Source organism: Enterobacter sp. RHBSTW-00994, assembly GCF_013782625.1.
GTDB lineage: Bacteria > Pseudomonadota > Gammaproteobacteria > Enterobacterales > Enterobacteriaceae > Enterobacter.
The window spans coordinates 3,207,070-3,234,053 of sequence record NZ_CP056199.1 but is presented as its reverse complement, the minus strand read 5'-3'; the positions used below and the strand labels follow the sequence as shown (position 1 = coordinate 3,234,053).

At 42.1% G+C, this 26,984-nt stretch carries 22 protein-coding genes, 1 tRNA gene and 3 pseudogenes; 14 read left to right on the top strand and 12 right to left on the bottom strand.

The window, feature by feature from the left end:
• Window positions 1–157: 157 nt before the first annotated feature.
• Window positions 158–1,807 carry a malate dehydrogenase (quinone) gene (gene mqo, locus HV346_RS15535; protein ID WP_181620182.1) on the top strand — a complete coding sequence of 550 codons (1,650 nt, stop codon included), beginning with the start codon at window positions 158–160 and terminating at the stop codon, window positions 1,805–1,807.
• A gap of 41 nt (window positions 1,808–1,848) precedes the next feature.
• Here mqo and eco read toward each other — a convergent pair whose 3' ends face one another.
• The gene (gene eco, locus HV346_RS15530; protein ID WP_181620181.1) at window positions 1,849–2,358 is read right to left on the bottom strand and encodes a serine protease inhibitor ecotin; all 510 of its coding nucleotides are present in this window, start codon (window positions 2,356–2,358) and stop codon (window positions 1,849–1,851) included.
• A 202-nt stretch (window positions 2,359–2,560) separates the two neighbouring features.
• Here eco and HV346_RS15525 point away from each other — a divergent pair, with 202 nt between their 5' ends.
• From HV346_RS15525 to HV346_RS15490, 6 genes and pseudogenes are all read left to right on the top strand, one after another.
• Window positions 2,561–2,821 (top strand): DUF2534 family protein, encoded by a 261-nt coding sequence (locus HV346_RS15525; RefSeq protein WP_181620180.1) that lies wholly within the window; start codon window positions 2,561–2,563, stop codon window positions 2,819–2,821.
• A 1,371-nt stretch (window positions 2,822–4,192) separates the two neighbouring features.
• Entirely contained in the window at window positions 4,193–5,101 is a 909-nt protein-coding gene (locus tag HV346_RS15510; protein WP_071845378.1) for a DUF4760 domain-containing protein, read from the top strand.
• Between the two features lie 206 nt (window positions 5,102–5,307).
• Window positions 5,308–6,159 (top strand): DUF6387 family protein, encoded by an 852-nt coding sequence (locus HV346_RS15505; RefSeq protein ID WP_181620178.1) that lies wholly within the window; start codon window positions 5,308–5,310, stop codon window positions 6,157–6,159.
• Between the two features lie 100 nt (window positions 6,160–6,259).
• A complete protein-coding gene (locus HV346_RS15500) occupies window positions 6,260–6,466 on the top strand; it encodes an AlpA family transcriptional regulator (RefSeq protein ID WP_181620177.1) in 207 nt (68 codons plus the stop codon).
• A gap of 326 nt (window positions 6,467–6,792) precedes the next feature.
• A pseudogene (locus HV346_RS15495) lies at window positions 6,793–7,997 on the top strand (site-specific integrase).
• A gap of 1 nt (window position 7,998) precedes the next feature.
• Complete coding sequence (locus HV346_RS15490; protein ID WP_249415104.1) at window positions 7,999–8,985, top strand: site-specific integrase; 987 nt, start codon at window positions 7,999–8,001, stop codon at window positions 8,983–8,985.
• 11 nt (window positions 8,986–8,996) lie between these two features.
• Here the strand turns inward: HV346_RS15490 and HV346_RS15485 are convergent.
• The 5 genes and pseudogenes from HV346_RS15485 to HV346_RS15465 form a co-directional block, all read right to left on the bottom strand.
• Window positions 8,997–10,108, bottom strand: a protein-coding gene (locus HV346_RS15485; RefSeq protein WP_181619794.1) for an IS3 family transposase whose coding sequence is annotated in 2 segments (ribosomal slippage) — window positions 8,997–9,847 and window positions 9,847–10,108 — 1,113 coding nt in all. Because the reading frame shifts where the segments join, the coding sequence is not laid out codon by codon here.
• Window positions 10,109–10,188: 80 nt separating this feature from the next.
• A pseudogene (locus HV346_RS15480) lies at window positions 10,189–10,581 on the bottom strand (hypothetical protein); the annotation flags it as partial.
• Window positions 10,582–10,890: 309 nt separating this feature from the next.
• Window positions 10,891–12,162 (bottom strand): relaxase/mobilization nuclease domain-containing protein, encoded by a 1,272-nt coding sequence (locus HV346_RS15475; protein WP_181620176.1) that lies wholly within the window; start codon window positions 12,160–12,162, stop codon window positions 10,891–10,893.
• On the bottom strand, window positions 12,131–12,568 hold the full coding sequence (locus HV346_RS15470) for a hypothetical protein (RefSeq protein WP_181620175.1): 438 nt from the start codon (window positions 12,566–12,568) through the stop codon (window positions 12,131–12,133). Before HV346_RS15470 ends, HV346_RS15475 begins: the two co-directional genes overlap by 32 nt.
• A 478-nt stretch (window positions 12,569–13,046) precedes the next feature.
• Entirely contained in the window at window positions 13,047–13,784 is a 738-nt protein-coding gene (locus HV346_RS15465) for a hypothetical protein (RefSeq protein ID WP_064181995.1), read from the bottom strand.
• Between the two features lie 264 nt (window positions 13,785–14,048).
• Here HV346_RS15465 and hxsD point away from each other — a divergent pair, with 264 nt between their 5' ends.
• Genes hxsD through HV346_RS15440 form a run of 5 tightly spaced genes read left to right on the top strand, consistent with a single transcriptional unit; the run spans window position 14,049 to window position 20,748 of the window.
• The gene (gene hxsD / locus HV346_RS15460) at window positions 14,049–14,321 is read left to right on the top strand and encodes a His-Xaa-Ser system protein HxsD (protein WP_001610846.1); all 273 of its coding nucleotides are present in this window, start codon (window positions 14,049–14,051) and stop codon (window positions 14,319–14,321) included.
• A complete protein-coding gene (gene hxsB, locus HV346_RS15455; RefSeq protein ID WP_181620174.1) occupies window positions 14,321–15,709 on the top strand; it encodes a His-Xaa-Ser system radical SAM maturase HxsB in 1,389 nt (462 codons plus the stop codon). The genes hxsD and hxsB overlap by 1 nt, the downstream gene beginning before the upstream one ends.
• Window positions 15,702–16,814, top strand: a complete 1,113-nt coding sequence (gene hxsC / locus HV346_RS15450) for a His-Xaa-Ser system radical SAM maturase HxsC (protein ID WP_181620173.1) — start codon at window positions 15,702–15,704, stop codon at window positions 16,812–16,814. The genes hxsB and hxsC overlap by 8 nt, the downstream gene beginning before the upstream one ends.
• Window positions 16,811–17,446 carry a His-Xaa-Ser repeat protein HxsA gene (gene hxsA / locus HV346_RS15445; RefSeq protein ID WP_071845382.1) on the top strand — a complete coding sequence of 212 codons (636 nt, stop codon included), beginning with the start codon at window positions 16,811–16,813 and terminating at the stop codon, window positions 17,444–17,446. The genes hxsC and hxsA overlap by 4 nt, the downstream gene beginning before the upstream one ends.
• Window positions 17,447–17,490: 44 nt before the next feature.
• Entirely contained in the window at window positions 17,491–20,748 is a 3,258-nt protein-coding gene (locus HV346_RS15440; RefSeq protein WP_080346909.1) for an ATP-binding protein, read from the top strand.
• A gap of 167 nt (window positions 20,749–20,915) precedes the next feature.
• On the opposite strand, the pseudogene HV346_RS15435 reads toward HV346_RS15440, so the two are convergent.
• Window positions 20,916–21,341, bottom strand: a pseudogene (locus HV346_RS15435) (tyrosine-type recombinase/integrase); the annotation flags it as partial.
• 77 nt (window positions 21,342–21,418) lie between these two features.
• Here HV346_RS15435 and HV346_RS15430 point away from each other — a divergent pair.
• A protein-coding gene (locus HV346_RS15430; RefSeq protein WP_181619794.1) for an IS3 family transposase occupies window positions 21,419–22,530 on the top strand; the annotation gives its coding sequence in 2 pieces (ribosomal slippage) (window positions 21,419–21,680 and window positions 21,680–22,530; 1,113 coding nt in all).
• A gap of 11 nt (window positions 22,531–22,541) precedes the next feature.
• On the opposite strand, the gene HV346_RS15425 is transcribed toward HV346_RS15430, so the two are convergent.
• The 4 genes from HV346_RS15425 to HV346_RS15410 form a co-directional block, all read right to left on the bottom strand.
• A complete protein-coding gene (locus HV346_RS15425) occupies window positions 22,542–23,123 on the bottom strand; it encodes an integrase arm-type DNA-binding domain-containing protein (protein ID WP_181620172.1) in 582 nt (193 codons plus the stop codon).
• A 206-nt stretch (window positions 23,124–23,329) separates the two neighbouring features.
• Window positions 23,330–23,406, bottom strand: a tRNA-Pro gene (locus HV346_RS15420).
• A 72-nt stretch (window positions 23,407–23,478) separates the two neighbouring features.
• Entirely contained in the window at window positions 23,479–25,239 is a 1,761-nt protein-coding gene (yejM, locus tag HV346_RS15415) for an LPS biosynthesis-modulating metalloenzyme YejM (RefSeq protein WP_181620171.1), read from the bottom strand.
• Window positions 25,240–25,258: 19 nt separating this feature from the next.
• Window positions 25,259–25,486: a YejL family protein gene (locus tag HV346_RS15410; RefSeq protein WP_001135586.1), complete on the bottom strand. Its 228-nt coding sequence runs from the start codon at window positions 25,484–25,486 to the stop codon at window positions 25,259–25,261.
• A 135-nt stretch (window positions 25,487–25,621) separates the two neighbouring features.
• On the opposite strand from HV346_RS15410, the gene yejK reads away from it, so the two are divergent.
• Window positions 25,622–26,629: a nucleoid-associated protein YejK gene (gene yejK, locus HV346_RS15405; RefSeq protein WP_181620170.1), complete on the top strand. Its 1,008-nt coding sequence runs from the start codon at window positions 25,622–25,624 to the stop codon at window positions 26,627–26,629.
• 50 nt (window positions 26,630–26,679) lie between these two features.
• On the opposite strand, the gene rplY is transcribed toward yejK, so the two are convergent.
• Window positions 26,680–26,964 carry a 50S ribosomal protein L25 gene (gene rplY, locus HV346_RS15400; RefSeq protein WP_181620169.1) on the bottom strand — a complete coding sequence of 95 codons (285 nt, stop codon included), beginning with the start codon at window positions 26,962–26,964 and terminating at the stop codon, window positions 26,680–26,682.
• Between the last annotated feature and the right edge of the window lie 20 nt (window positions 26,965–26,984).

Genomic DNA, 26,984 nt, shown 5'->3' with positions numbered 1-26,984 from the left:
GCATCCCTCAATCCCATACAAACAATCCATCATTAAATTTCACAATTACAATAATTTCGTAACCTTTAAACAATATTTAAAAGTTGTTACCGTTCCCCGCAGTTTTTTCACCTGCAATTTCCACGCATAAAGCACTACTACAACGAAGGCATAAATTATGAAAAAAATGACTGCCATGCTCATGACCCTGGCGATGGGGCTGAACGCTGTCTCAATGACTGCGAAAGCCGACACGCCGAAAGAGCAGGAAACGGACGTCCTTTTAATTGGTGGCGGTATCATGAGCGCCACGCTGGGAACCTATCTGCAAGAATTACAGCCAGACTGGTCAATGACCATGGTCGAGCGCCTTGATGGCGTGGCAAAAGAGAGTTCTAACGGCTGGAACAATGCCGGCACAGGACACTCGGCACTTATGGAGCTGAACTATACGCCGCAGAAAAAGGACGGCTCCATTAGTATCGAGAAAGCAGTAGAAATTAACGAAGCGTTCCAGGTGTCTCGCCAGTTCTGGTCACACCAGGTGAACAGTGGTGTGATGCATGATCCACATGCCTTCATCAATACCGTTCCACACATGAGTTTCGTGTGGGGTGACCAAAATGTGAACTTCCTGCGCGCGCGTTACGCCGCTCTGCAACAAAGCAGCCTGTTCCGTGGCATGAAATATTCAGAAGATCACGCTCAGATTAAAGAGTGGGCTCCGCTGGTGATGGAGGGGCGTGACCCAAATCAGAAAGTTGCAGCGACCCGTACCGAAATCGGTACGGACGTTAACTACGGTGAGATCACCCGTCAACTGGTCGGTTCCCTGCAGAAAAAAGAGAACTTTAACCTGCAGCTCAGCACCGAAGTCCGTGGCTTCAAGCGCAATGCGGATAACAGCTGGAGCGTGACGGTTGCCGATCTGAAAAACAAGGATGCGGAACACGTCATTAAAGCGAAGTTTGTCTTTATTGGTGCGGGTGGTGCGGCGTTGAAACTGCTCCAGGAAACCGGTATTCCTGAGGCGGATGATTATGCTGGTTTCCCGGTAGGCGGTCAGTTCCTTGTATCTGATAACCCGGAAGTGGTGAATCGCCATCTGGCGAAAGTGTATGGTCAGGCTTCTGTCGGTGCGCCGCCGATGTCTGTTCCCCATATCGACACCCGTATTCTGGATGGTAAACGTGTGGTGCTGTTTGGGCCATTCGCAACCTTCTCCACCAAATTCCTGAAGAACGGTTCTCTGTGGGATCTGCTGAGCTCCACGACGACATCCAACTTTATGCCAATGGTGGATGTGGGCCTGGATAACTTCGATCTCGTCAAATACCTGATTGGTCAGGTGATGCTCTCCGATGACGATCGCTTTGCGGCACTGAAAGAGTATTATCCACAGGCGAAGAAAGAAGACTGGCGCTTGTGGCAGGCGGGTCAGCGTGTACAGATTATCAAGCGCGATCCGAAAGAGGGCGGTGTGTTGCGCCTTGGCACTGAAGTTGTGAGTGATAAAGACGGTACAATCGCTGCACTGCTGGGGGCATCGCCTGGTGCGTCAACCGCAGCGCCAATTATGCTGCACCTGATGGAAAAAGTGTTCAAAGATAAAGTTTCCAGCCCGGCGTGGCAGGCAAAACTCAAAACGATTATTCCGTCTTACGGCACGAAGCTTAATGGCAACGTGGCGGCAACAGAACAGGAACTGGAATACACCAGCCGTGTTCTGCAGTTGCAGTATGTCAAACCGCAGGTAGCGGATACGGCACCGAAGGCAGAGCTTAAGTCTCAACCTGAAAACAAACCGGTAGCGGATATCGCGCTGTAATGTAAAAAGCCGGGTAGCGATAGCGCTTACCCGGCTTTTTATTAACGAACGACAGCGTTTCTCGTCTCTTCTTCTGCCTTCCACACTCGATATTTCACATCAATATTCTCTGGCGTATATACCACGATAGGTAACTTGCTGTTGTAGCGCAGCAGGCTGTTATCGCCCAGATATGCGGTTACAAATTTGTTCTCTTTCTTGCCATCCGGGCACGCCATCATAGTGGATACCGGCGAGGTCACTTTGTCGAAAACGTAGTAATCGTAGCCCCATCCCTCCAGAGTCTTGCTTTCCAGTTGGCCGCCAAGACGATGTCGATTACAGTCCACTTCCAGCGTCTGGCCGATTAACAGCTCAACTTTGTAATTCGTTTCGTCTTCCTGAACCGGTAACTGAATCACCTGACGCTTCATTCCTTTCTCCGCTTGCGGATAAGGAGCAACTTTTTCCAGCGGTTGCACATTTTTAGCATCAGTGGCGAAAGCGCTCGCGCTAACACAGGCTGCGGCGATCAGGGCAATTGCAAATTTTGGTGCGTTTTTCACAGTCATTCCTTTATGTCAAACGATCCCGTTCAGATTAGCATAACCTTGCTGAATAAGTAGTTTTGTTTACCTATTCTTTCATTTATAGCAGAGTAATGAGCTGGTTTTTTGTGTTATATCTGGATTTTAATGCTGAATTGGAGTCGTGTGGGAGATCGTGTTAGTGTGAGCGTTAAATCATGTTATTTATCTGTAAAGGAAGAGAGAGATGGTTCGCGCAAAACTGAAAACACCTGAAGGCCGCAAATTCTTACTGGCTCTGCTTGTTGTATTTTTGATTGCGGCAGCAGGCGTCGGCCGGGCCACCATTGTCGGTGTTATCGAACAGTACAACATCCCGCTTTCAGCATGGACGACAAGCATGTACGTCCTGCAATCGGCGATGATCTTCGTTTATAGCCTGGTGTTCACCGTTCTTCTTGCCATTCCGCTGGGGATTTTTTTCCTGGGTGGGCGTGAAAAACAGTAAGTACAGACTCGCCATTTTGTTACTGCCCAAAATGATGGCATTAAAACCAATCGCCTGCGTTGGCCGGTATTTCTTGCTGGGGTTGGTTCGGTGTTGATGGTCTGTGCTGTGAGTGGATAATGCCTCCCGAACGCTAGCTGCTTCAATTCCCCTTTTGTCGCAAACGCTGAGCAATGCTCAAATACAGGTGCTTAATCAGGCTGGCGGCGTTAAACCTGCCCCCAGTCTGGCTAAAGGACGTCTTTTCGCAAGGGGGGCGGGTGGCGACATTACCGCCCAACTGGGCAATTCAGTACGGGAATGCACTTGTGGCCCTGGCTCAAACTCTGTGGCCAGCGAGACCAGATGTGGAACAAATGCGCAAACAATGGCAACGCTGACTCAGCGTGGGTGCGCCTCCTGACTGGTTGAGCGTTTGAATGTACTGGATGGGCAAAAGGGGAAATAAACCACCGTTAGCGGGCTGAAATCTCAGGTATTCACTTTTACTCAGACTGTTAGCCGATCGGTCCCGGCGGAAGAACAACTTCGTCAATTTCAATCAAAGTTTTCGCGTGAGTATTATTCTTGCGATTAGCTTCGTAAGGTGCGGATTAACAACGCAAGGGGTTTTGCATCAGGGAAGGAAACGCAAAGGTACTGTGTATACACAAATTACCACATAGAAAAAGGGCTAACCCGATCAGGCAAGCCCTTTATTTAACGAGTAAGATTGGTCGGCACGAGAGGATTAAATAAAGCAATATAATATATTGATTATAATTGATTTTTTTTATTGAATTGTATCAGTGTATGCCTAAAAGGTAAAGTCATCTTAGATGGAGGAAAAACACTGCTACTCTAAAATTTCACCTGACTTAAGGGTTGCAGTAAGCTAAAGCCACCACATGGATTCAAGGGGCGGGCTGGATGATGAAAAATTGGTCAGTTGAGCATACGAAGAATGTTAAGACATGGCTGGATATTGATACGTATCGCGGGAAGAGCTGACTCTCATACCGCTCTACGATGATCTGATGGCAAGGATTCAAGCCAAATCAGGAGTGTTTAAAGTGAAAGCCATAAGCCTCAACATATTTAGGGTTTTCAGCAGAAACCAAATTTATCATTTAACATTAGGCTCATTATATTAGCTTTGTGAAGAAGATATAATGATTGGAGGAGAAAATAAAGATAATAAATATCTATATTGCTTTTTATTAAAAGATCGTATAAAATAAGTAAGTAGATACTTCATTAGTTGATCAATACAAAGGAGGATTTATGCTACATAATCTATTAAAAAATATCACAGAAAACGCTTATTTTGAATAAAAGAGTATTTTTTAATTAAAGAGCAGTTTAAACTGCTCTTTTTTTTAAGGCTACCTAATGAAAAATGATAATAAATTTTCATTGCAAAACGTAATATATATATTAGTTATCTTTAGCATTATTTTTTTAATCGGAGTGCTATTTTTCTGTCAAACAAAACCATTTAATATTAGATCACTCAACCGCAGAGATTGGTTGTATATATCGCTGATATTATTATTCAGTTTTAGTTTTTATTTAGTGTTATCCATAAAGTATGAAGAGATAAAAAAATCTTTAGTTGTGATATCTACAGCGATGTTTTTAACACTTTCCATATATTACTATTTAATGTCAAAGATATCTATGGAGTATCAGACAACGCTTTCACTATTGGTGAGTTCATTATTTATTTGTGCTGGTTGGTGGACCCAATCAACTATAAATAGATCATCGCAACGTAAAAGTCATACACTAAATTTGATTATGAATCAGAGATTTAGTGATTTATATATGAGAAAGAACGACGATCTAGTTAAAGCCTTTGGAATGAATATTACAGTACATCCAGATTGGTCAGATAGGGTGTTTAAAATTAAGGATCAACCAAAGCCGTCATTTCAAAATCCGTTATATGCATCAGAATATTTCTCTTATGTCGAGGGTATTAAGGGGTTGTCATATCTCCTTAATTTTTATGAATTTGCAGCAGTTGGAATATTAAAAGGAGATCTTGACGATAAAATGATGAAAGAATGTTTCAGCGGCGCAGTTTGCCGTATAGAAAAAAGAGCATTCTTTTTAATCAGATATTCTATTGCCAGGGACCCAAATGCATATGAGAATTTTATAAAGCTGATGACGAAGTGGGGGAATGAATCCTTAGTAATTAAATATAAGGACAAAACGGATGATACAATTTGTAATGATAGTAGTTTTATAGATATCTTTACTATATCCAAAAAACCAACGGAGTTTTTAAAATAAATAAACCTCATGTTGAATTGACAAGATTTGACATGAGTGTTGGCTTTCAAGCTAATAAAAAGAGTCAAATCAAAAAACAAAATCCTAATAAGGTGCCATATAAATTTATAAACATAATATTTTATCAAGTATAAAGTGAATTTAGTAATCATTCCGCCCACATAAATTGATTAAATATTAGTTAAAAGGTTAACGTAATGGGGTTTATGAAAAACTGGTCAGTTGAGCATACGAGAGATGTGAAGAAGTGGCTGGATGTTGATAGCTATCGCAAGTTTGAAGAGCTTCCGCTCATACAGCTTTACCATGAGCTACTGGCAAGAACACTGTTCTTTAAGCCGTATCATGAGGAATTTGAAGCAGAAGCGGTCAGGCTATACATCGACAGGATCTTCACTGGAAAACCGTTTCTCATCACAGAAAAGCATCTCGGCTATCTCACAAGAGAGGATACCCTTTACCAGCCACCGCACTTCTTTCTCACAACCACCGAACGACTGGCACAGTTGAGCATCAACGGTCTGCGAAATTCACTGTTCTTTTGGGATGGGAGTGATGAGTATTCGGTTAACCGTGAATTCCTCGATAGCCCTGTATCAGAAGCTCTCCCCAAGTTGTTCAGGGATACGGTCATGGTCGAAATTGACCTTGCGAATGGAACTGATGAGGAAATAGCTGAATCACTCAAAGCAGCGCTACCTCAATGGCGTAAAGTCAGAGGTATCGAGGCAGATACAACGGACGCTATCCGCTTCGGTTATGGAACGATTAAGAAACTCATCAACTACAGATTGATACCCATGATCGACATCCTTGTATGGTCAACCTTGCATAAGGTTCGCATATCAGAAGATCGACTTTCACGCCTCCTTTACACCGACGATGATGATGAAGAACAGACCCGACTTAATCACCAAATTCGGGACACAGACAGACCACTGGCGATAAAAGCAGCCAGTATACCTTTCATCCGACAGTTTCATCTGTTCATCAACAAAAACAGCCATCTCAAAAACCTCAGAGTTTCAGACGTGATGAAAATCGCTGATTCTGACTAAGGCCAACCTCCATTAGCTCTGGCGTTCCCAGCTTCTGTCTCTTTCCCGCTGATTCATTCGTATAGTCGTTTCCATCAAAACGAAAGAAGAGGAAACGACTATGAATCAGCACAACAGCCGTCTTATTCGCCTCCCTGAAGTTCTCAATCGAACCGGTTATGGTAAAGCCTGGATCTATCATCTAATCAGCAAAGGATGTTTCCCATCACCAGTGAAAATTGGATCTCGTGCAGTTGCTTTCATTGAAAGTGAAGTGGAAGAGTGGATTCAATTAACTATCGAAAATTCAAGAAAGCATGTCGCCTGAAATAAAATTACAGCCTTCATATTTATGAAGATTAATTCTCATATTTGTAAAGTTTATATCTTAACAAAACCTATATTTAACGTAATTCTTTACGTTTTTTCATGCAGGGCTTACGCCATAGGCATTTAAAGGTGGTTTCTTAATATCGGGTATGGATACCATTATCTAGCCGTACCTGTTTCTTTCACGTGAAAGAAATTTTTTTAAATATTTAAATTCATTACAAATAAAGTCTTATATAACAAAAAATTTGCAAAATTTAAATTGATAAAATAAAGATAAGCCGTAGTGATTACTAAATGTAAAGTTTTTGGAGGGTTATTATAATGCCATATCAAATAAAAAAATTTGTGATGAGCAATGGCGAACGAGGATGTTTGGTTCTCGATAAAGAAACGCAGTTGCCTGTTTATTATCAAAATCTCTATCTTACAACCAATGTCAGGAATAGAAGTGCGACCGCATCAACGATGGAGATAGTTGCAACAAACTTACTAATACTAAGCAAATTCCTAAAAAGCAGGAAAATAAATATCATTGATAGAATTGGAATTAAGGAGTTCCTAAGTGTAGCAGAAGTGGATGACCTGATACGCTATGCAAGGCAGAGATTTGATAAGCAAAAGATTACAAATGTAAGATTAATAAAAGGGTATCAGATTGCAAGAAGAACTTTCGGTTATAGGATTTATGTTTTTTCGAACTATCTTAACTGGCTATGCGGGTTGATTCATTCTATTAATGGAATTCATGCTAAGTATGAAGTCGAGAGTTTCATAGAAAGTATTAAAGCACATCTCCCGCGAAATAAATCTCTTAGCATGAATGACAGAAAAGATAAATCACTGAGCAAAGAAGAGATAAAAAAACTGTTTGAGTTATTAGAAATTGAAGGAAGCCAAAATCCTTTCCAGAAGGATGTTCAAGTGAGAAACAGACTCATTTTTACCTTACTATTGAATTGTGGTTTAAGAGCAGGAGAGCTATTAAATCTAAAAGTTAATGATTTAAATCCTAGGGATTACACACTAAGTATTTTCAGAAGACATGATTGCATTGAAGATCGAAGGCTGAATCAACCTTTAGTCAAAACTGGTGAAAGGGAAATTCCATTGTCGGACGAGTTAGCATTGGAGATTTTGGATTACATAAATAACTATAGAAATAAATACACCAAAAAGAAGAAGCATGACTTCCTGTTTGTTACACACAGTTCATGTAAAACAGTTGGAGAACCTTTATCTGTTTCAGCATATGAAAAGATAATTTCGACCATTAAAAAATCAAGCCCGGAATTAAAGAATTTATCAGGTCATAAATTGAGACATTCTTGGAACTATTTCTATTCAAGTGAAATTGATGATTCGAATTTAGATATCAGCCGAAAATCAGGTTTGAGGTGCTATCTCATGGGGTGGTCAAAAGACTCAAAGATGTCAGAAATTATAACTTCAAACACATATCAATAAAAGAAAAGGAAGTTATTGGAAGAGTTTATGACTCTTTGAGAAAAATAACTAAAGGGGAATGAAATGAAAACAAGCACTTTAAAAAAAGAGAATGTAGTTTTTGCAATGATGAAAGGGTATAGCTTCAGGATTTCTGATATTAAATGGCAATTAGATATAAATATTTGTGTTTACCCATATAAGGTTGCCGATAAAATGCCAGAGTCGATGCGTGTTGGTTATCTCAATACCTTGGCATATTTTTCGTCTGAATATAGTTCAGGTTACATAAAGAATATAAACCACATCTTTATCCAATGGCTAAGATTGATGGATCTTGAAATGATTAATTCCACAGCGGTTTATCAATTTAATGTTAGCTTAGGCCCTGAGAAAAACTACAAGCTAAATTCAATAAAGAATTTTCTTAGTAAATGGAAAAAACTCGGTTATGAAGGAGTTGATAACTCAGCTCTAAGAATGCTGGAAAAAATAAGCATTAAACCTAATTTAACGGGGGAGGCCGTTAGACGAAGAGATCCGAATAGTGGACCATTAACGGAAGAAGAGATGAAAATCATACTTGAAAGTATCAGCAACTTGTTGAAAGAAGATAAAATCCCTCTGTTTATTTATTGCTACATTATTCTATTAGCAACAACGGGAAGGAGGCCATTACAGTTAACTTCGTTAAAAGCGAAAGATCTCATCAGAACGGGAGAAAATTGCTTTCTAAAAATACCGAAAGTAAAACAAAGGAAGAACTTTAGAAGTGAGTTCAGCTTGGTAAGTATCGATGACTCCCTTTATGAGAAACTAACAACCTTGGTTAATATGAATCAAAAACATATTGAAGATAGCGTTAGTCAGAGTATGGACCATATAAAAAATGAATTACCCATATTCATGAACACTAAAAAATCTTTATTGATTCATTCTGATGAAAGTTTAGATACCATCATGACAACTGATTTTTTACATATGAATACTTATTTTATCTCAAACAAACTAAGTAATTTGACTACTAAATTCAATATTAGGTTATCAAGTAATAACGATCATATACTGTAAGCACACCTGTTTTAGTTCCACACACTTTTTGAGATTTCCGGTTTTTCAGCCATCAGCCGGTACTCTTCCGGCGTCAGGTTATTCAGGGATTCATGAGGCCGCTCGTTGTTATATTCCATCAGCCAGCGCTCGGTAATTTCCCGCGCTTCATTCAGTGTTCTGAACAGGTAAAAATCCAGGATTTCTGTCCGGTATGTTCGGTTGAACCGTTCGATAAAAGCATTTTGTGTAGGCTTACCCGGCTTGATAAATTCGAGCTGTACGCCATTTTCTTCGGCCCATTGTGCCAGCGCCAGCGAGACCAGTTCTGGCCCGTTGTCCATCCGCATTTTCAGCGGGTAGCCGCGGTTTGCCACGATCCTGTCCAGCACCCGGATGACTCGCTGAGCCGGGATATTCAGGTCGATTTCTATCGCCAGTGCCTCACGGTTAAAATCATCCACCACATTGAAGGTCCGGAAGCGCCTGCCGCAGACCAGCGCGTCGTGCATAAAATCGATGGACCAGCTCTGATTTAGCGCTTGCGGCGTCGCCAGTGGTGCTGGATTACGCACTGGCAGCCGCTGTTTTCCCTTGCGACGAAAATTCAGTTTCAGCAGGCAATAAATCCGGTGAACACGTTTATGGTTCCAGGTATTGCCCTGCCTGCGTAGCAGTTGGAAAAGCTTCTTAAAACCGTAGCGCGGATAGCGTTCTGCCAGCTCAGTCAGCGCATGGATCACCGGTTCATCACGCCGGGTATCAGGCTGATAAAAATACACCGTCCTGCTCAGCGATAACGTCCTGCAGGCCTGGCGTAAACTCATGGCAAATTGTGCCGTCAGATAGCTGACAAGTTCACGCTTTATCGCTGGTTTTAAAGCTTTTTTTCGATGACGTCTTTAAGTGCCCGGCACTCAAGGCTGAGATCAGCAAACATCTGTTTAAGCCTCCGATTCTCGTCTTCCAGATCTTTTATTTTTTTAATATCGGCCGCTTCCATCCCGCCATATTTTGCCTTCCAGTTGTAATAGCTGGCTTCCGAAATAGCGGCCTCACGGCACACATCCTTAACGGTACGTCCGGCTTCGACGGACTTCAATACAGCGATGATCTGGTGTTCAGTGAATCGGATCTTACGCATAGCGATCTCCTCAGGGGACATTATCAGTATGTCGGAAGATCTCTAAAAGTGAATGGGCCGTTTTGCCGGGATACTTACAATAGCATTGTCAGAAAAGCGGGAATAATAATGGTTTTCCTTTTTAAGTTTACCTCGTGTTCACCCGTTTTCTTATTAACGATAAGCGCATCTTTATATGCATCATACGAACCATCCTCACTATATTGGCGAAGTTCGTATCTATGGATAGTGTGTGAACTTCTGAAAGGGATACCATAGTCAGAAATCTGCTTCTCATCCCCTGTGTTGGTTTTTACCCAGATATGACCATTGCCTAGATCGGAGTCGATGACAGTGGCAGAGAAGGTCTCAATAAATGTGAAAGTTCCACCAAACAGCACAAAATTGGGTGTTGTGATTTCCGTTTGCAGAGGATCATTAGAAAGACCAGCTTCAGCTTCTTTCTTCCTGCTTTTCGTAGCGGAGATGTTCATACAAGTTCCTTAGTTTTTGAGATGAAGTCATATTCGCTGATGTATGAAACCGTCCTGGCTAACAGTTGAGATGGTAATTGCCATTTCAAACCCTGCGTTTGAGCTAATGATAAGTAAATAAACTAGTTAAATCATATTGTTATATGATTGCATGTAAATTGACATTTTGACTTAGTTCGTAAGAAACGCAAATCACTTGTACCGATCGATTACTGATTAATGATAGTTGTTGGCTATCAGGGCTGGATTATCGATCGGTTTAAACGATCAATATATTGGGCTGTATCTATCAAAAAAGGCTTGCCAGCCTTACATCGAAAGCGAAGCTCTTCTGGATTGAGGTGCTGATTCGATGAGATTTTTTTGGGGGAGAGGCATAATCTCTACCACTGTCACGCCAGTGATGGTTTTGTGTTTTCGAGGGCGTTTAAGGGTTGGGATTTTGAGGTTTTTGAAGATGGTAATGATGGTATTGAGATAGGGGATGGTTTCTAACCATCTGAACGTTGAAGCCCTATAGCTTCGCTTGGAGGCTTCTTTTACCGCTTCGGTAGCAAATTCTTCTTGAGCACCAGCACTTGGTTCTAAGTGAAGCTGTTTGGCTAAAGCGTTAGCGTATTCGTCCTGACCAGCACGGTTATCATGGATAAGCGCTGCTATGGGGCCGTTAGCTTCTGTTGTTGTGATTTCAGGAGCATCTGTAGTCATGAACATACAAGGCGCTTCACTAACCGATGCCTTACTGACTGAGGGCATTTTCAATGCAAATAGGAAACCATTATCGCGTTCCGGCTGGTAATCGAGTTTGCCCTGTAAAGCTGGCCAAGAATATGCTTTGCCAAGCTGAGATGCCTTGAAAGAAATTCCGCTGTATTCGAATGAGAAGCCGTTCATTTTCCCTGTTGAAGCAATATTTGGGATGGCTTTGATCCTTTGAGCAAGAAGCTGTTGCACGAAGCCGATAATAGATTGCCTGCTGCCAAGCAGTTCATTTAGGGCGTTTTGGATGATCGCTTTTGGGCATAGCTCACCAGTTCTCTTTTCTATCATCATCTCATTACGGGATTTTTTGAGCTTCGGTTTAGGTGAGGGCGCTGCTGGAGATGCTTTCGGTCCTTTGGTTCTGGTTAACTGGTAGTCTTGCTCCAGCTCTTCAATGATACGTGTGCTGATAAGGTTCTCATTTTTACCTAAGTAGAGCTTCCCCGAACTGAGTTCGATGCGACTGGCGATGATATGGATGTGCTGGCCGGCCGCATCATCATGAAGGACGTAGCATCTGAGATGCGTTTCAGAGAAGCCCATGCGAGACATGTAATCATCTGCTATTTCAGACCACTGAGCATCAGTCAATGCCTCGTTTTTAGGCAAACGAAGCGAATTGTGCCATACCGCTTTAGCGACTTCTGGACGAAGCGTTTTAGTCGCATTGAATTCTGCAATCAACTCTCCGACATCGCTTCCATCCATGTTCCCGCCAATTACTATCGGATCTTTTTTATGATGAGAAGCTGGTTTTAATGCGTAAAGCACGACCCCTGCGAAGCTCTTACCCCTGCGGATTTTTTGCATTCCCTTCATGGGAAGCTCTCCACAGGTCAGCGGTAATTAAATGCAAGCGAAGCTCTGAGACCTGACGCTTTACGGCGAAGAGTTCAGTTTGCGTCAGAGAGCTTTCATAGCTCTTGCTATCAAGATGAGCCACAAGCTTGTTTAGCTTCTGCGAAATCTCACCAAGGGTTTTCCAGGCTTCAAAATTGATGGCTGGAACGACAGCAGGAAGTTTATTAAGTAAAGATAAGCGAAGCCACTCGCCTTTACGATGACGGCCTCGTTTCTCATTGAGAAGCGTTAGCTCTTCATCATTTAATCTGACACTGATGCAATGAGAACGAAGCTGGTTGTGTGAGAGCTTCGCTTCGTTAACGCTTCCATTACGGGAATGCTTACTTACAAAAATTTTATTAAAAGTATTACTTTCGACCATATGAACTCCTTTTCATATAATTAAATAAAAGCATATTCCTTATGCTTAATTTATTTATATGATAGATGCGAATAATGTCAATGTAGTGTCTTGATTTTGCTTTTAATTTTTTTCAACCGAAGGGCGGAAAAACAAGGGGAACTCGAAGAAGCAGCGTAGCGCTTCGATGGGTTAGCCCTTGCTAAATATAATATTAGTTGATTTGCTTGACACGGTAAAAATAAGTGTTAAATATTAAAATAAAAAATAGGGGGAGTTATGATAAATATAATTAAAATATTGTCCGAAGAAAATAAAAATATACCCATGATAGTCTTGCATATATTTTGCATCCTGCTATCTATATTCTTTATTTTTCTTTCATTTCAATGGGGAATTATCCCCGGCTGGTTGGAATTAATATCTGCAATATATATGGGGATGTCAATAACAACATTCCCCATCTTTACTATATATATTTTAAGTTGATTGTTTTTCTTTATTTATTATTTTTATTGTTTTTGTGAAACCTGATCTTTGAATATAACAAAGCTGAGATAATAAGCAGCTTTGTATTTTTTAAAATGCCCGCTTTCTTTTTTATGATTTCATTTTTTTTGTAGTATCTTCTGCTTTCTTCTATTGTTTCACCCCATGAAATTAAACATTTCGTGGTGGCAAAAATAGAAAATGTTTGTAATATTAAAAATAAAATGATTTGTATAATTCCATTTGCTTCGTGGTCATACAAGTATTGTGGCAGGTTTAATCCACAAAGTGCTGTAGCTGCTGCAATAGCTGCACTGCTAAAAGTTATAGTATCAGTAAGTTTCTTAAGATAGATTTTTGCAGTCTTATAAGCCATATAATATAAAAAATAACCAAAGGCAATTGGTGTGGAAAATAATAATATTTTACCTACCCATGAAGATGGGAGAATAAAGAAAATTATAATGGTAATTATATAAAATAATGAAATGATCACAGTTAAAAAGTGTTTTAATGTTTTTGTTTTTATAAACTCCGTTTTAAGTATTAAACTTGAGTCTTCATCATGATCAATCACCACATCAATTGTTTTTGTATTTTGACAGAATGAAATAACTCTATAATCTATGCCAACAATATTTTCAGTCTTTTCAGAATAACTATCTAGTTGAACTGTGATTTTTTTACTACTTAAAAAATCATAAGCTTTTTCTTTTACACTGTCTTTATTTGGAGACGTTTCGACCATTTTTTACCCCTTTTAATATCGCGCTGATAATTGAAAGAATTATTCTTCATTTAAACTGTACAAAGCTACTTTAATCCCAGCGAAACCACACCAGCGGAAAATAGGTTATCAGGATCATTATAACCAGCATCATTTTTCGGAATCGCCATTCAGATGCTAACATCTTGTAACATATTAATTAAATGGTGTATCCTCATTTCTATAGGAAAAATCCGCTTTAAAGCGGTTGCTGATTGTGATTATTAGCTTTGTGAGGCAATGGCAATGTGCGAAAGGATGTTAAAAAAAGATGTTTATTCTGAATGGGTTATACGCAATAGCCTGTACTGGATGACTTCGCTTACTCAGTGGAAGCTTTGTGAAGATATATCCTCCTGGACAATCTCTTTTGAAAACGACAGTCCCGAATGCCTCTATGAATTCGAGAGGCTGCTGAATGATTACACTTTGCGAGAAAAACTACAGCATAAAACAGGGGCGTTGAGAGATTCTATTGTCCATAAAGTGCTTCGCAGTGTCGATGAAAGGCTTTCGTGATGGAATTGATGCCATTCAATTTTGACAGATTGCCTAATGGACAGGTGTTTATAAGCAACCTCGCTGGTTTTCATCACTTCATTGATGAGCAAGAGCTGCTTGATCTTTCTGATGAGCAAATCAGTGCGGAACAATCAAACGCACTTGAAAGCAAGCTGTTCATAACCAACGAAAGCTCATCAGCTATTGCTCCCTATGCTTTAAGTTCTGCTTTTGCAAAACGATTGATGAATGAACTGGCGATCGGGCCAATTTTCATGATTGTGCCCACATTACGTTGCGACCATACCTGCAAGTATTGTCAGGTTAGTAGAGCTTCAGTGAACGCCTCTGGTTATGATCTAGATGCCGCTCTCATCCCTGATATCATTTCTACTATCAAAAAACTATCAACTCCACCTTACAAGATAGAGATACAGGGTGGAGAGCCACTCTTGCGGTTCGATTTAATTCAGTCTATCTATGAGCAATGTGCTGAAACGCTGGGAAGCACCGATTTTGAGATGGTGGTAGCTTCAAGCCTGTCTGTCTTGAATGAGGATATGCTTGAATGGTCGAGAGACAGGAACATAACGTTCTCTGTTTCGCTTGATGGTGAGGAAGTTGTTCACAACAGTAATCGAATTCTTGGTCATGGGCTTGCGTACAGTAGAACAGTGTCAGGGGTAGAGGCTATCAAACGGTCTTTAGGCGCTGGTCGCGTTGCAACGGTTACTACAGTTACTAAAGATCTTATCAGGCATCCTGAATCAATTGTCCAGGCTCACTTGTCTCTTGGCCTCAAGGACATGTTTATCCGACCTGTTAGTCCCTATGGGTTTGCACAAAAAGCATCGTTCACATTTTCTATGGAGGAATACTTCAGTTTCTATGCTTCGTTGATAGATGAAATCCTTAAGATGAATAATGAAGGAATAAGGGTTGTGGAACATTCGGCCTCCATTCATCTGAAAAGGATCTTCAATCCCGGCTTTAGTGGTTATGCGGATTTAAAGTCGCCAAGCGGGGTCGTGCTTAACAGTATTCTTTTCAATTATGACGGTCGAGTATATGGTAGCGATGAGAGCCGTATGTTACAGAAGGTGAACCCTGAAACGGAGTTCAGTGCGGGTGAGGTTAAAACGCTATCATTTTCTAAGAGTCCTTACTATAACGCAGTGTTGAGTTCATCGTTCAATTTTGCTCTGCCAGGTTGTGATACATGTGCATATCAACCATTTTGCGGTGCAGATCCATGCCAGAACATAAGTGTACAGGGTGAGCCTGTTGGTGATAGGAGTCGTTCAACGTTTTGTCAGTATCACAAGGGGATGTTCAGGTATCTGATGAACTGCATCTCAGAAGGTGGTCCGAAGGCTGAGATGCTAAAAGGATGGGCATATGTCTGAGGTTATTAGGCACGATATCTTTCATTTTGCTTCAAAAAAGAATGTGCCTACGGGGTTCTATCGGTTATGCAAACAAAAACCAATGAACCCTTTATTCTTTTTGCCCAATTTACTGGTAGTTGCTGAAGGCAATAATGATACCATTCAACCATGCTTTGATTTCTCTGTTATTAGCACTGAATTATATGAGTCAATTGAAGATGGAGATATTGGGATAATCAACAATGGCAATATGATACGCGTAATTCTGTCCCGCAGAGCCAATCATAATACTGTCTTAGTAACGGAACGCTGCAATAACTTGTGTCTGTTTTGTTCGCAGCCACCAAAGAAATCAAATGATGACTGGCTACTTACCCAATCAGCTCTTGCTATAGCTTCATTTGGTTTGGATGGAGTTGTTGGGGTCAGCGGTGGAGAACCTTTGCTGTATGGAGATGATTTCCTTCACTTCATTGATTTTATCATCGAGAATTCACCAGATACTGCTTTGCATGTTTTAACAAACGGACGCAAATTTGCTGATATCAACTTTACTCAGGAAATGGCAAAGCGAAGCAAAAAGATCAAAATCACCTTTGGTATCCCGCTCTACTCATCAAGACCACTTGTGCATGATCATCTGGTAGGGAGTGATGGCGCATTTAATGAAACGGTTAAGGGGTTAATCAATGCAGGAAACTCAGGGATTAATATCGAACTTAGAGTTATTCCGACACTGGCTAACTATACAGAATTGGATGATATTGTAGAGTTCGTTGGCCGAGTGTTCTCCAACATTAATCAGATTTCCCTTATGGGGCTGGAATCTATCGGTTGGGCACGAAAGAACTGGTCAACAATCTTCATTGAGCACAGCAGTTATAGTGAGAAAATAACCTCCGCCATAGACACTGCACACAGGTCAGGCATACCTCTAACAATTTTTAATTATCCTTTGTGTCATCTTCCTGAAAGAGCTTGGGAGCTTGCTGCTCAGTCGATCTCTGATTGGAAAAATTACTATCCGAAAGAATGTGATGAATGCACTCAGAAGTCTTCCTGTGCTGGTTATTTCAGTTCCTCAACAGGCCGTTTTCATCAACCACCGAGACCAATTTTATGAAAAAATTTAATTTTGCTGCTCTACTTCCGGGATTTTTGGCACTTAATAATTCTGTATGGGCAAGTGATTCATCTACCGGAGCAAGTGATTTGCCTGGTATGACTCTTAATGAACATGATTTAGTGATAGCACCACTTAACACCGAAGTTCCATTCTACATTGCAGGGCATCGCAGTCATAGCTCCCATCGGAGCCATAGTTCTCACCGATCATCATCAGGCGGCGGGTACTATGGTGGCAGCACTCCTTATTATCCAAAAACATACAGCTCACCAAGTTCATCCGGGTCTTCAAGTTCAGGAACAAGTTCCTCATCGTCCTCTTCCTCTGTGCGTTCGCTTCGTTCTAACGACAATATTAACTCTACTACTACGAATTCAGTTGGAACTACAGAAGCTAACCGTGCAAGTAATGGGCTTACTTCTGGTACAGAGAAGCGTAAGCGCTTAATCATGCGTGTTCAGTTCGCATTGCTGGACAAGGGATTTTACAATGGGAATATTGACGGCATAATGGGACCATCTACGAGGCAGTCTGTGAAAAATTACCGCATTGCGAACGGATTACCTATTCCTGCAACTGAAACGCTGGATGCTCAATTATTGAATTCCTTAAGTATTTTGGCGAGATAATTTTTTCTTGTTAAACTTATAACTTTCTTTAAGCAAGGTTAAAAATGATTAATGATGAATTTGTAGATGAAAAAAACAGTGATTTAGGGGCCGGGGAAAGGGCTTTTCTTATTGCAAAATTGGAAAGTGAAATAGAACTTCTGGCAGAAGGGGAAAATTCTTCAGCAGCATGTGAGCCTGCTAGAAATGCTCTAGTTGAGGTCGTGAAAAACATTTGTGCAATAAGTGGATCATACACAGGAGCGAATTTTGAGCGGGTTCTTGGCAAGGTTGAACTCGCGACCCAAGGGCATAGTGAGGTAGCTATAATATTTATCCGTTGTTTATCAGTTGATGGATTAATACCGATTGATGAAACGCAAAATATTATGATTAGAAAGCTAATAACTCTTTGCGAAAACTACACCCCAGCTATATTAAAGATTTTTAAAGTTGACAGGCAACAAAATCATGAAAAAATCAATCTTATAAAAAAGATCCACTCTGCAATTTGTGTTAATTACAATCCTCTAGCTCAAGTTCCAAATAACTTAAAGGAGTTCTTAACACAAAAAGAAACGATTTTAAAATGTTTAAAACATAAGGTTTATCAATCTTATTTAGAAGTTTATAATTTTATACCCATTCGTTCAAAAATTGAGGCCCTAATTGAAGCTGTTGAATCACATCTTTCTAGCGAGGGCGCAGACTATAAAACTAGTCTGGAGGAATTAGAACGAATTGTCTCTGAGTTGTCTTTTTTACTCGATGAATCGAAGTCTTTTTTTACAAAAAAATATGCCACCCCATTGCTCACAAAAATTAAAAATGAAGTGGATAGCATAAGAGAAAATTCCTCAGAAATGAGCGGTGCCGTTATTGAGCTAAAAAGGCAGCCACCTAACTCAGCAGAAAAAAGATATCCCCTTCACCAGAAAGATAAAGAATTAAAAATAATCATTCCATTCATAAATAAAGGTCCAAGTACTGCTCTCGATGTTGATATAGAAATAGATTGCGGGGGTGATGAAAATATCATAATTGCTAATGAGAAAATTAAGTGTGGAGATGTCAGGCCTGGGGAGTTTGCTGTTTGTTTAGAAGCACATATTATCGAGCCTGCAAAGAAGCTTGAGTTAACATTGGCTATTAATTGGAAGGAAATATTTGGAAGTGAAAACAGCCAGATATACGATATGTGTATTGAGGGGCAGAATGAAAAAGTTGATTGGAACGAGCTTGAGAAATTAGAACCATACAGTCTTGAGGTTGCTGAAGGAGATATGTTTGTTGGGCGTAAAGCTAAGGTAAGTAATATAGTTAATAAATTATTAAAAACACCAATGACCTCAACATATGTTACAGGTCAGAAGAGAATAGGTAAAACTTCATTAGCAAAAGCTGTTGCAAATAATTTAGAAATAGAAAACAATGATTTTCATAGTTTGTATCTTGAGTATGGAGAATATTGCTCAACTTCACCACAGAAAACTTTACAGTCACTTGGCGTAAATATCTTTAATTTTTTGCACGATTTTTTTCCTGGAACCTATCAGCAAACCCCAGATTTCTCTGAATCCTTGGCTGATCTAAATATGATGGCGAGAAGTTTAGAGTCTAAATCTCCCCAAAAACGCTTTATTATTATATTAGATGAATTTGATGAAATTCATCCAGAAATGTACCGATCTGGTCCATTAGCAGAAACTTTCTTCGCTAATCTTAGAACCTTGGCAGCCAGGAAGAATTTGGCGTTTATATTGGTAGGTGGCGAAAAAATGCCATTTATAATAGGAGCGCAAGGTGATCAATTAAATAAATTTTCACGGGAAAGTCTTGATTATTTTTCTCGAAGCTCTGAATGGGATGAGTACATCGATCTCATTAAAAAACCAGTTGATGGAAAAATTAACTGGGATGATGCGGCAATAAATGCCATATTCAATCTAACTCATGGGCACCCTTATTATACCAAACTCTTATGTTCCAAAATAGTTAATGCATCAATAAAAGAAAGAGATACTGAGATCATTGTTTCAGATGTTTCGAAAGATATGGTTTTTCTATTGTCTGAATTAGACACCAATGCTTTTGCTCATCTATGGAAGGATGGGATTAATTTTGAGAGAGAAAAGACTGAAGTTATTGAATTAAAACGTCTCAGGCTTTTGGTTTCTATTGGAAGATGTATCCGAGAGAATAGTCGAACTCTTGAGGATATTGAAAAAAACATTAATGGCTCTCAACTACTCAATCAAGAAATAGCTCCTCATCTATCTGATTTCCAAAGAAGAGAGATTATATACGAAAAAAACAAAGAGTTTTATTTTACCATCCCTCTCTTTGAAAATTGGCTTAAAGAATTTGGTGTGAATAAACTCATTACTAGTACTTTAGGCGATGAGTTAGAAGAGGGGATAAAAAGAGCGGAAGATGAGGCTCATGTTACCTCTGTTGAAATTCAAAAATTAGTTGAGAAGTGGCCATTATATCGTTCGCAAAGAGTTGATGGAGAAAGAATTAGAGCCTGGCTGGAACAGGTTCCAGATATTCTCTCACAAAGATTAATGTTCAAGCTATTAAATAATTTGAGATTTATTGCTCCTCTTGAGATAGATTCATTCTTAAAAGATGCACATTCAAAAATTGTTCGAGATACAATTGGCATTACTACGATGATAAAAAGAAGCGATCGCAGAACAGATATTCTCATAACTTCTTGTGATGGTATAGGGAAAAGTGGAACGCAATATGCTCGAATGTATGCTAAAACTAATTCCATTTCGACTAGTTGTATTGTGGATTTAAACTCGCTTATCAAAAAAATAACATCTATTGACTTAGAAAATCCGGCACCCAAAGCTATAGTGTTGGTGGATGATGTTGTTGGAAGCGGTGAAACTCTTTCAAAAGGAATAGAGGGTTTATTAAATTCTATTGGAAGTCATCTTAAAGATTTAAAGATTCCCTTGTTAGTTATCGCTCTCATTGGCACTGAAGAGGGTGAAGAAAAAGTTAATAACATTCTTAAACAACATTCTGTAATTAATAAAATTCATGTTTCGGAAATGCTCGAAAATACAAGTATCGCTTTTCCTAAAGAAGGGTTTGGATTTTGGGAGGATTTAGATGAAATGCACCGAGCTAAAGCGTTAGCTTTAAAGCTTGGGACTAAAATTTACAAGAAACCTCTGGGCTTCAATGAGCAAGGATTGCTATTGGTATTACCTGAAACTTGCCCAAATAACAGTTTACCAATTCTTTTCCAGAGCAAAGCGGGGAAAGAACCGTGGAAACCATTATTTGAAAGACCTGCATCCTAAAACAGCCTAAGAATTCCCACGACTCGATTCAGTCGGAAATTTAATGTTTGAATCGAGTCGTTAAGTTCTAAACTAATACCATTAGCATGTCGTTTGAAATGTATTCTAAAAGTAGATTCAAAATTATTTATTTTTTTAAGTAAGTGCATGAATTAATTATAATTATTTTATAAACACTTCTTCATCATGGGGGTAAGGCGTGTTATGGCCGGTATCGATCCCATACTTGTTCCACCATAAGAAGCTGCTTCTACATACTCACCCCACCAGATCATCATCTCTCTACGCTGTTCCAGATACTGTGATCTGTTATAGGCTCTCCTGACTTCGTTAGTATCGATATGAGCTAAAGCAGCTTCAATCACGTCTGGTGGAAAACCTTTCTCGTTAAGCACTGTTGAGGCAATCGCTCTCATTCCATGAGCCACCAACAGATCTTTGAAGCCCATCCGTTTAAGCGCCATGTTTGCTGTCTGACTATTCATAGGTTCAAGTGGATTCCGGTAGCCGGGGAAAACATAATCTCTGTGCTTACTGATGGGCTTCATCACTTCCAGAATAGCCAAAGCTTGCTCAGAAAGTGGAACGATATGTAAGTATCCCGGCAAAACGGCCCATTCACTTTTAGAGATCTTCCGACATACTGATAATGCCCCCTGAGGAGATCGCTATGCGTAAGATCCGATTCACTGAACACCAGATCATCGCTGTATTGAAGTCCGTCGAAGCCGGACGTACCGTTAAGGATGTGTGCCGTGAGGCCGCTATTTCGGAAGCCAGCTATTACAACTGGAAGGCAAAATATGGCGGGATGGAAGCGGCCGATATTAAAAAAATAAAAGATCTGGAAGACGAGAATCGGAGGCTTAAACAGATGTTTGCTGATCTCAGCCTTGAGTGCCGGGCACTTAAAGACGTCATCGAAAAAAAGCTTTAAAACCAGCGATAAAGCGTGAACTTGTCAGCTATCTGACGGCACAATTTGCCATGAGTTTACGCCAGGCCTGCAGGACGTTATCGCTGAGCAGGACGGTGTATTTTTATCAGCCTGATACCCGGCGTGATGAACCGGTGATCCATGCGCTGACTGAGCTGGCAGAACGCTATCCGCGCTACGGTTTTAAGAAGCTTTTCCAACTGCTACGCAGGCAGGGCAATACCTGGAACCATAAACGTGTTCACCGGATTTATTGCCTGCTGAAACTGAATTTTCGTCGCAAGGGAAAACAGCGGCTGCCAGTGCGTAATCCAGCACCACTGGCGACGCCGCAAGCGCTAAATCAGAGCTGGTCCATCGATTTTATGCACGACGCGCTGGTCTGCGGCAGGCGCTTCCGGACCTTCAATGTGGTGGATGATTTTAACCGTGAGGCACTGGCGATAGAAATCGACCTGAATATCCCGGCTCAGCGAGTCATCCGGGTGCTGGACAGGATCGTGGCAAACCGCGGCTACCCGCTGAAAATGCGGATGGACAACGGGCCAGAACTGGTCTCGCTGGCGCTGGCACAATGGGCCGAAGAAAATGGCGTACAGCTCGAATTTATCAAGCCGGGTAAGCCTACACAAAATGCTTTTATCGAACGGTTCAACCGAACATACCGGACAGAAATCCTGGATTTTTACCTGTTCAGAACACTGAATGAAGCGCGGGAAATTACCGAGCGCTGGCTGATGGAATATAACAACGAGCGGCCTCATGAATCCCTGAATAATCTGACGCCGGAAGAGTACCGGCTGATGGCTGAAAAACCGGAAATCTCAAAAAGTGTGTGGAACTAAAACAGGTGTGCTTACAATACCAGCCCAGAATTGAGGGCGTAATCCATCACTTCATTGATACGCTGGCTTAGACGTTTAACCGTTTCGAGTCTTCCGGCAGCGTGTGTTGGCTCTAACGCTCCGATGAACTGCTGAGCCGTGATGTTAGCAATGGGCATAGAGCCAATATGTGGGAATACATATTTACTCATAGAACGCCAGATATCGTTTAACGTATGAGTTGCCAGCCCCGCTGATTCTTTGGTTTTAAACCAGTCTCCTGCAACCTTTTCAAAGGTGCTTTCTGTGGCACTTTTTTGCCGCAACTGTTCAGTTCTTTTATGTTCCTGCGGATCAATATCTTTGCTTAATAGAAGACGGGCATCTTCACGAAGTTGACGAGCCTCAGAGAGAGATACAGCAGGGTAAGCACCAAAGCTAATCATTGCGCGTTTGCGAGTGAAAGGTTTGTAATAGCGGAATCGCCAGAGTTTTGAGCCTCCGGGCTTCACCAGTAGTTCTAAGCCATCCCCGTCATACAGGATAGTGGCACGTTCAGTCGCTTTGGCATTTTTGACTTCGGTGTTGTTAAGGGGCTTTGTCTGACGCGCCATATTATTCTCCAATCACTGGTTAGGCATATGGCTCAGACGACACGATGGATTGTATGCCTAAAGATATGCCTAAAAATGTTGGATTTCACTGTATCAGCGTGGACTTTACTAGACAACAGAAAAACACCGGGTCTACACAACCCACTGTTAATTCTGTTTTTTATAGTCTTGTCTGGACTTCAGTAGACAAAACGTTGGGGATAATTTGGTCGGCACGAGAGGATTTGAACCTCCGACCCCCGACACCCCATGACGGTGCGCTACCAGGCTGCGCTACGTGCCGACGCATAAAAATAATACTACTCGTTTCGTTGTTGAATGCAAGAGTCGCAACAGTTAACTGGTTTATAATTAATCAGTTAGCAATAAACCGCTTCTCATCCGTCAGAACTTGCAGTAGCAGGCTTAACTGCGGTTTTTGGTCATGCAGTTTCTGACCCTGCAAGTTGTACGTCTGATAGTTGCCATTGCTATTCAGCACCAGCGTCAGCTCTGGCGTTGTCACGGCGAGCGTATTGTTGCCTGCGGCGGTGACCCAGTTATGCCGGCGTGTGGCGCTGAACAGATCCTGCCCTTGTGAGTACTCATTTGCGGGTGTGCTGACATGCAGCAGACGTTGCATCAGCGTGGTCATGACATCTTTATGGTCGGTCAACATATTGATGCGCTGTGCCGGTGTTCCCGGCCAGTGAATCACCAGAGGAACCTGCAAGCTCGGGCGTGACCAGCCCATATTCTTCGCATCATTACCGAGCGGAACGCCGTGACCCGCAGTGATAATCACTACCGTGTTATCCAGTTTGCCGGATTCGCGTAATGCATTGAGTACGCGTTCGATTTGTACGTCGACATCGCCAGCTGCGCGGCCGTAACGGCGTTCAAAACCTTTCTGGTTACTGTCACCCAACGTTGTACCGTTAAAAGCAACCCAGGAGAACCAACGGTTATCTTCCTGGGCATAGCGTTGAAGCCAGCTAACCCATTGGCTGGCTGTCTGTTCATCAGACTGGCTCTGTGCAGCCGGCAGCGAGAAATCAGACAACAGTGCCTGACGATACAACGCGCTACTGAAACCATCTGAGGAGAATAACCCAAGCTGGTATCCTTGCTGATTAAGTCCGGTAATCAGCGCCGCAGGAACTCGAGCAGAAAGCACCCCGTCCATGTAGGCTGCGGAAATCCCGTAGAACAGACCAAAAATACCTGTATCCGCCGCGTTACCAGAGCTCATATGCTGTGTGAACGTGATGTTCTTATCTGCAAACTCTGCCAGGGCGGGCATCTGTTTTTCGTAGCGCGAATAGTTCAGGCCATCAACGGTAATGAGCAAGACATTCTGACCGCGACCCATGTCCCGATAGCGCAGATCGCTCAATGGATACTGAACCGTTACCGCTTCGGGGTTGCCTTGTTCGATCAGACGACGCTGATACTCCTGCGCGTCCAGCAGGCCATGTTTTTCGAGGAACCGGCGGGCCGTCATCGGATAAGAAAGCGGCAGGTTTGCGCGCTGCATCGTAATTGGGCGATAGAAGTTTGCATCGGCCCAGATGTACATGATGTGCGAGCTAACAAAAGAGGCGAAAAAGAGGGCTGCAACAGGCTTCGCATAATGCCGACGGCGAGTCAGGCTGCGGAGTTTTTGCCAGCTCCAGGTTGCAAACAGCATCTCAATCAGAAGAATGATGGGCACGCTAATAAACATCAGCTGCCAGTCTCGCGCAGTTTCGTTCTGGTCGGGGTTAATCACCAGTTCCCAGACGATGGGATTGAGATGTAAGTGAAAACGGGTAAAGACTTCGCTGTCGATAAGCAGCAGCGTCATGCCCACCGTCGCAAGGATGGCGGACAGGAAACGCATCAGGCGCTGCGACATGACGATAAACGTCAGGGGAAACAGAATCAGCAGGTAAGTGGCGAAAACCAAAAAACTAAAATGACCAACGACGCTCATCCAGGAGTAAATACGCCCGGTCAGTGTTGTTGGCCAGTCCGCCACAAACAGATAACGGCAGCCAAGCACCATCGCCAACAAAATGTTGAACAAGGCAAACCAGTGCCCCCAGCTAACCATCTGGGAGACTTTTTCGCGGTAGCGCTGACGATTCGTCACCATAAACTGTCGTTCTTTTCCCTTAATGGGCCTGATCGTCGCTAACCGATGACTGCAAAGCCTGGGCGAAAGATTTGGCGATCGCCTGACGTTGTGCCGGTGCAACGCTGGTATTGATAAGGTTGGTGACCATATTTCCCAAAACCATGAGAGAGAGATCGGTCGGCGTTTTATGTTTTTCCAGTACGTTGACCAGCTCACTGAGCAGTTGTTCAACGTGTTCGTCACTATAGCGGGAATGTTGTGGCATAAATCAAAAATCAGTTTGTTGATGAAAGGGCAACATATTACCGTAGCAACAGCTTTTTTTCCCCTTTTTTATCTAGTGTTGCACACATGCGTGGGTGGTGGTTGAATACTGCCCGGCCTAAAAGGAGAGTTTATCATGAGTCTGGATGTCAACCAGATTGCCCTGCACCAGCTTATCAAGCGTGATGAGCAAACCCTTGAAGTGGTGCTGCGCGAATCGTTGCTTGAACCAACGCCTACTGTTGTCGAGATGATGGCAGAGTTACACCGTGTTTACAGTGCTAAAAATAAAGCCTATGGCTTGTTCAGTGAAGAGAGTGAGTTGGCGGACAGCCTGCGCTTGCAGCGCCAGGGCGAAGAGGATTTCCTGGCTTTCACCCGTGCGGCAACCGGACGTTTGCGAGATGAGCTGGCGAAATATCCTTTCGCTGATGGCGGCATTGTGCTGTTTTGCCATTACCGATACCTGGCGGTGGAGTATCTGCTGGTTGCGGTGCTGAATAACTTAAGCAGCATGCGTGTCAACGAGCAGCTGGACATTAGTTCCACACACTATCTGGATATCAACCATGCAGATATTGTGGCACGAATCGATCTGACAGAATGGGAAACCAACCCGGAATCGACTCGTTATCTCACCTTCCTGAAAGGACGTGTTGGGCGCAAAGTGGCGGATTTCTTTATGGATTTCCTGGGCGCCAGCGAAGGGTTGAACGCCAAAGCGCAAAATAAAGGTTTGCTGCAGGCCGTGGATGACTTTACGGCTGACGCTCAGCTTGATAAATCTGAGCGTCAGAATGTGCGTCAGCAGGTGTATAGCTATTGTAATGAGCAACTGCAGGCGGGTGAAGAAATTGAACTGGAATCGCTGTCGAAAGAGCTGGCGGGTGTCAGCGAGGTCAGTTTCCAGGCGTTCACGGCGGAGAAAGGCTATGAACTTGAAGAGAGCTTCCCCGCGGATCGCAGCACGTTGCGCCAGTTAACCAAATATACCGGAAGCGGTGGCGGGTTAACCATCAATTTTGACGCGATGCTACTGGGTGAGCGGATCTTCTGGGATCCGGCGACCGATACCCTGACTATTAAAGGGACGCCGCCGAATTTGCGCGATCAGCTACAACGTCGTACGTCTGGCGGTAAATAGCCGCCATAAAAAAACCCCGCATTGCGGGGTTTTTCTCAACTTGTCAGCGATTAAGCGCGAACGAAGTCGATGTGAGACAGTTTTGGCTTGAACGGGTGACGCTGAACAGCCTGAACTTTCACTTTTTCTTCTTTACCGCCAACAACGATGGTCAGAACTTCGCTGTAAAACTCAGCTTTAGTCTGCAGGTTCCACACTTTGTCCTGGTCCAGTTCGATAGAAACTGGAGCAGCTTCGCCACCGTAAACGATAGCTGGGAACTTGTTGGCGTTACGCAGGCGGCGGCTCGCACCCTTACCCTGTACGCTACGTACTTCTGCTTCGATAGTAAACATTGATTTCTCTCTGTAAATAA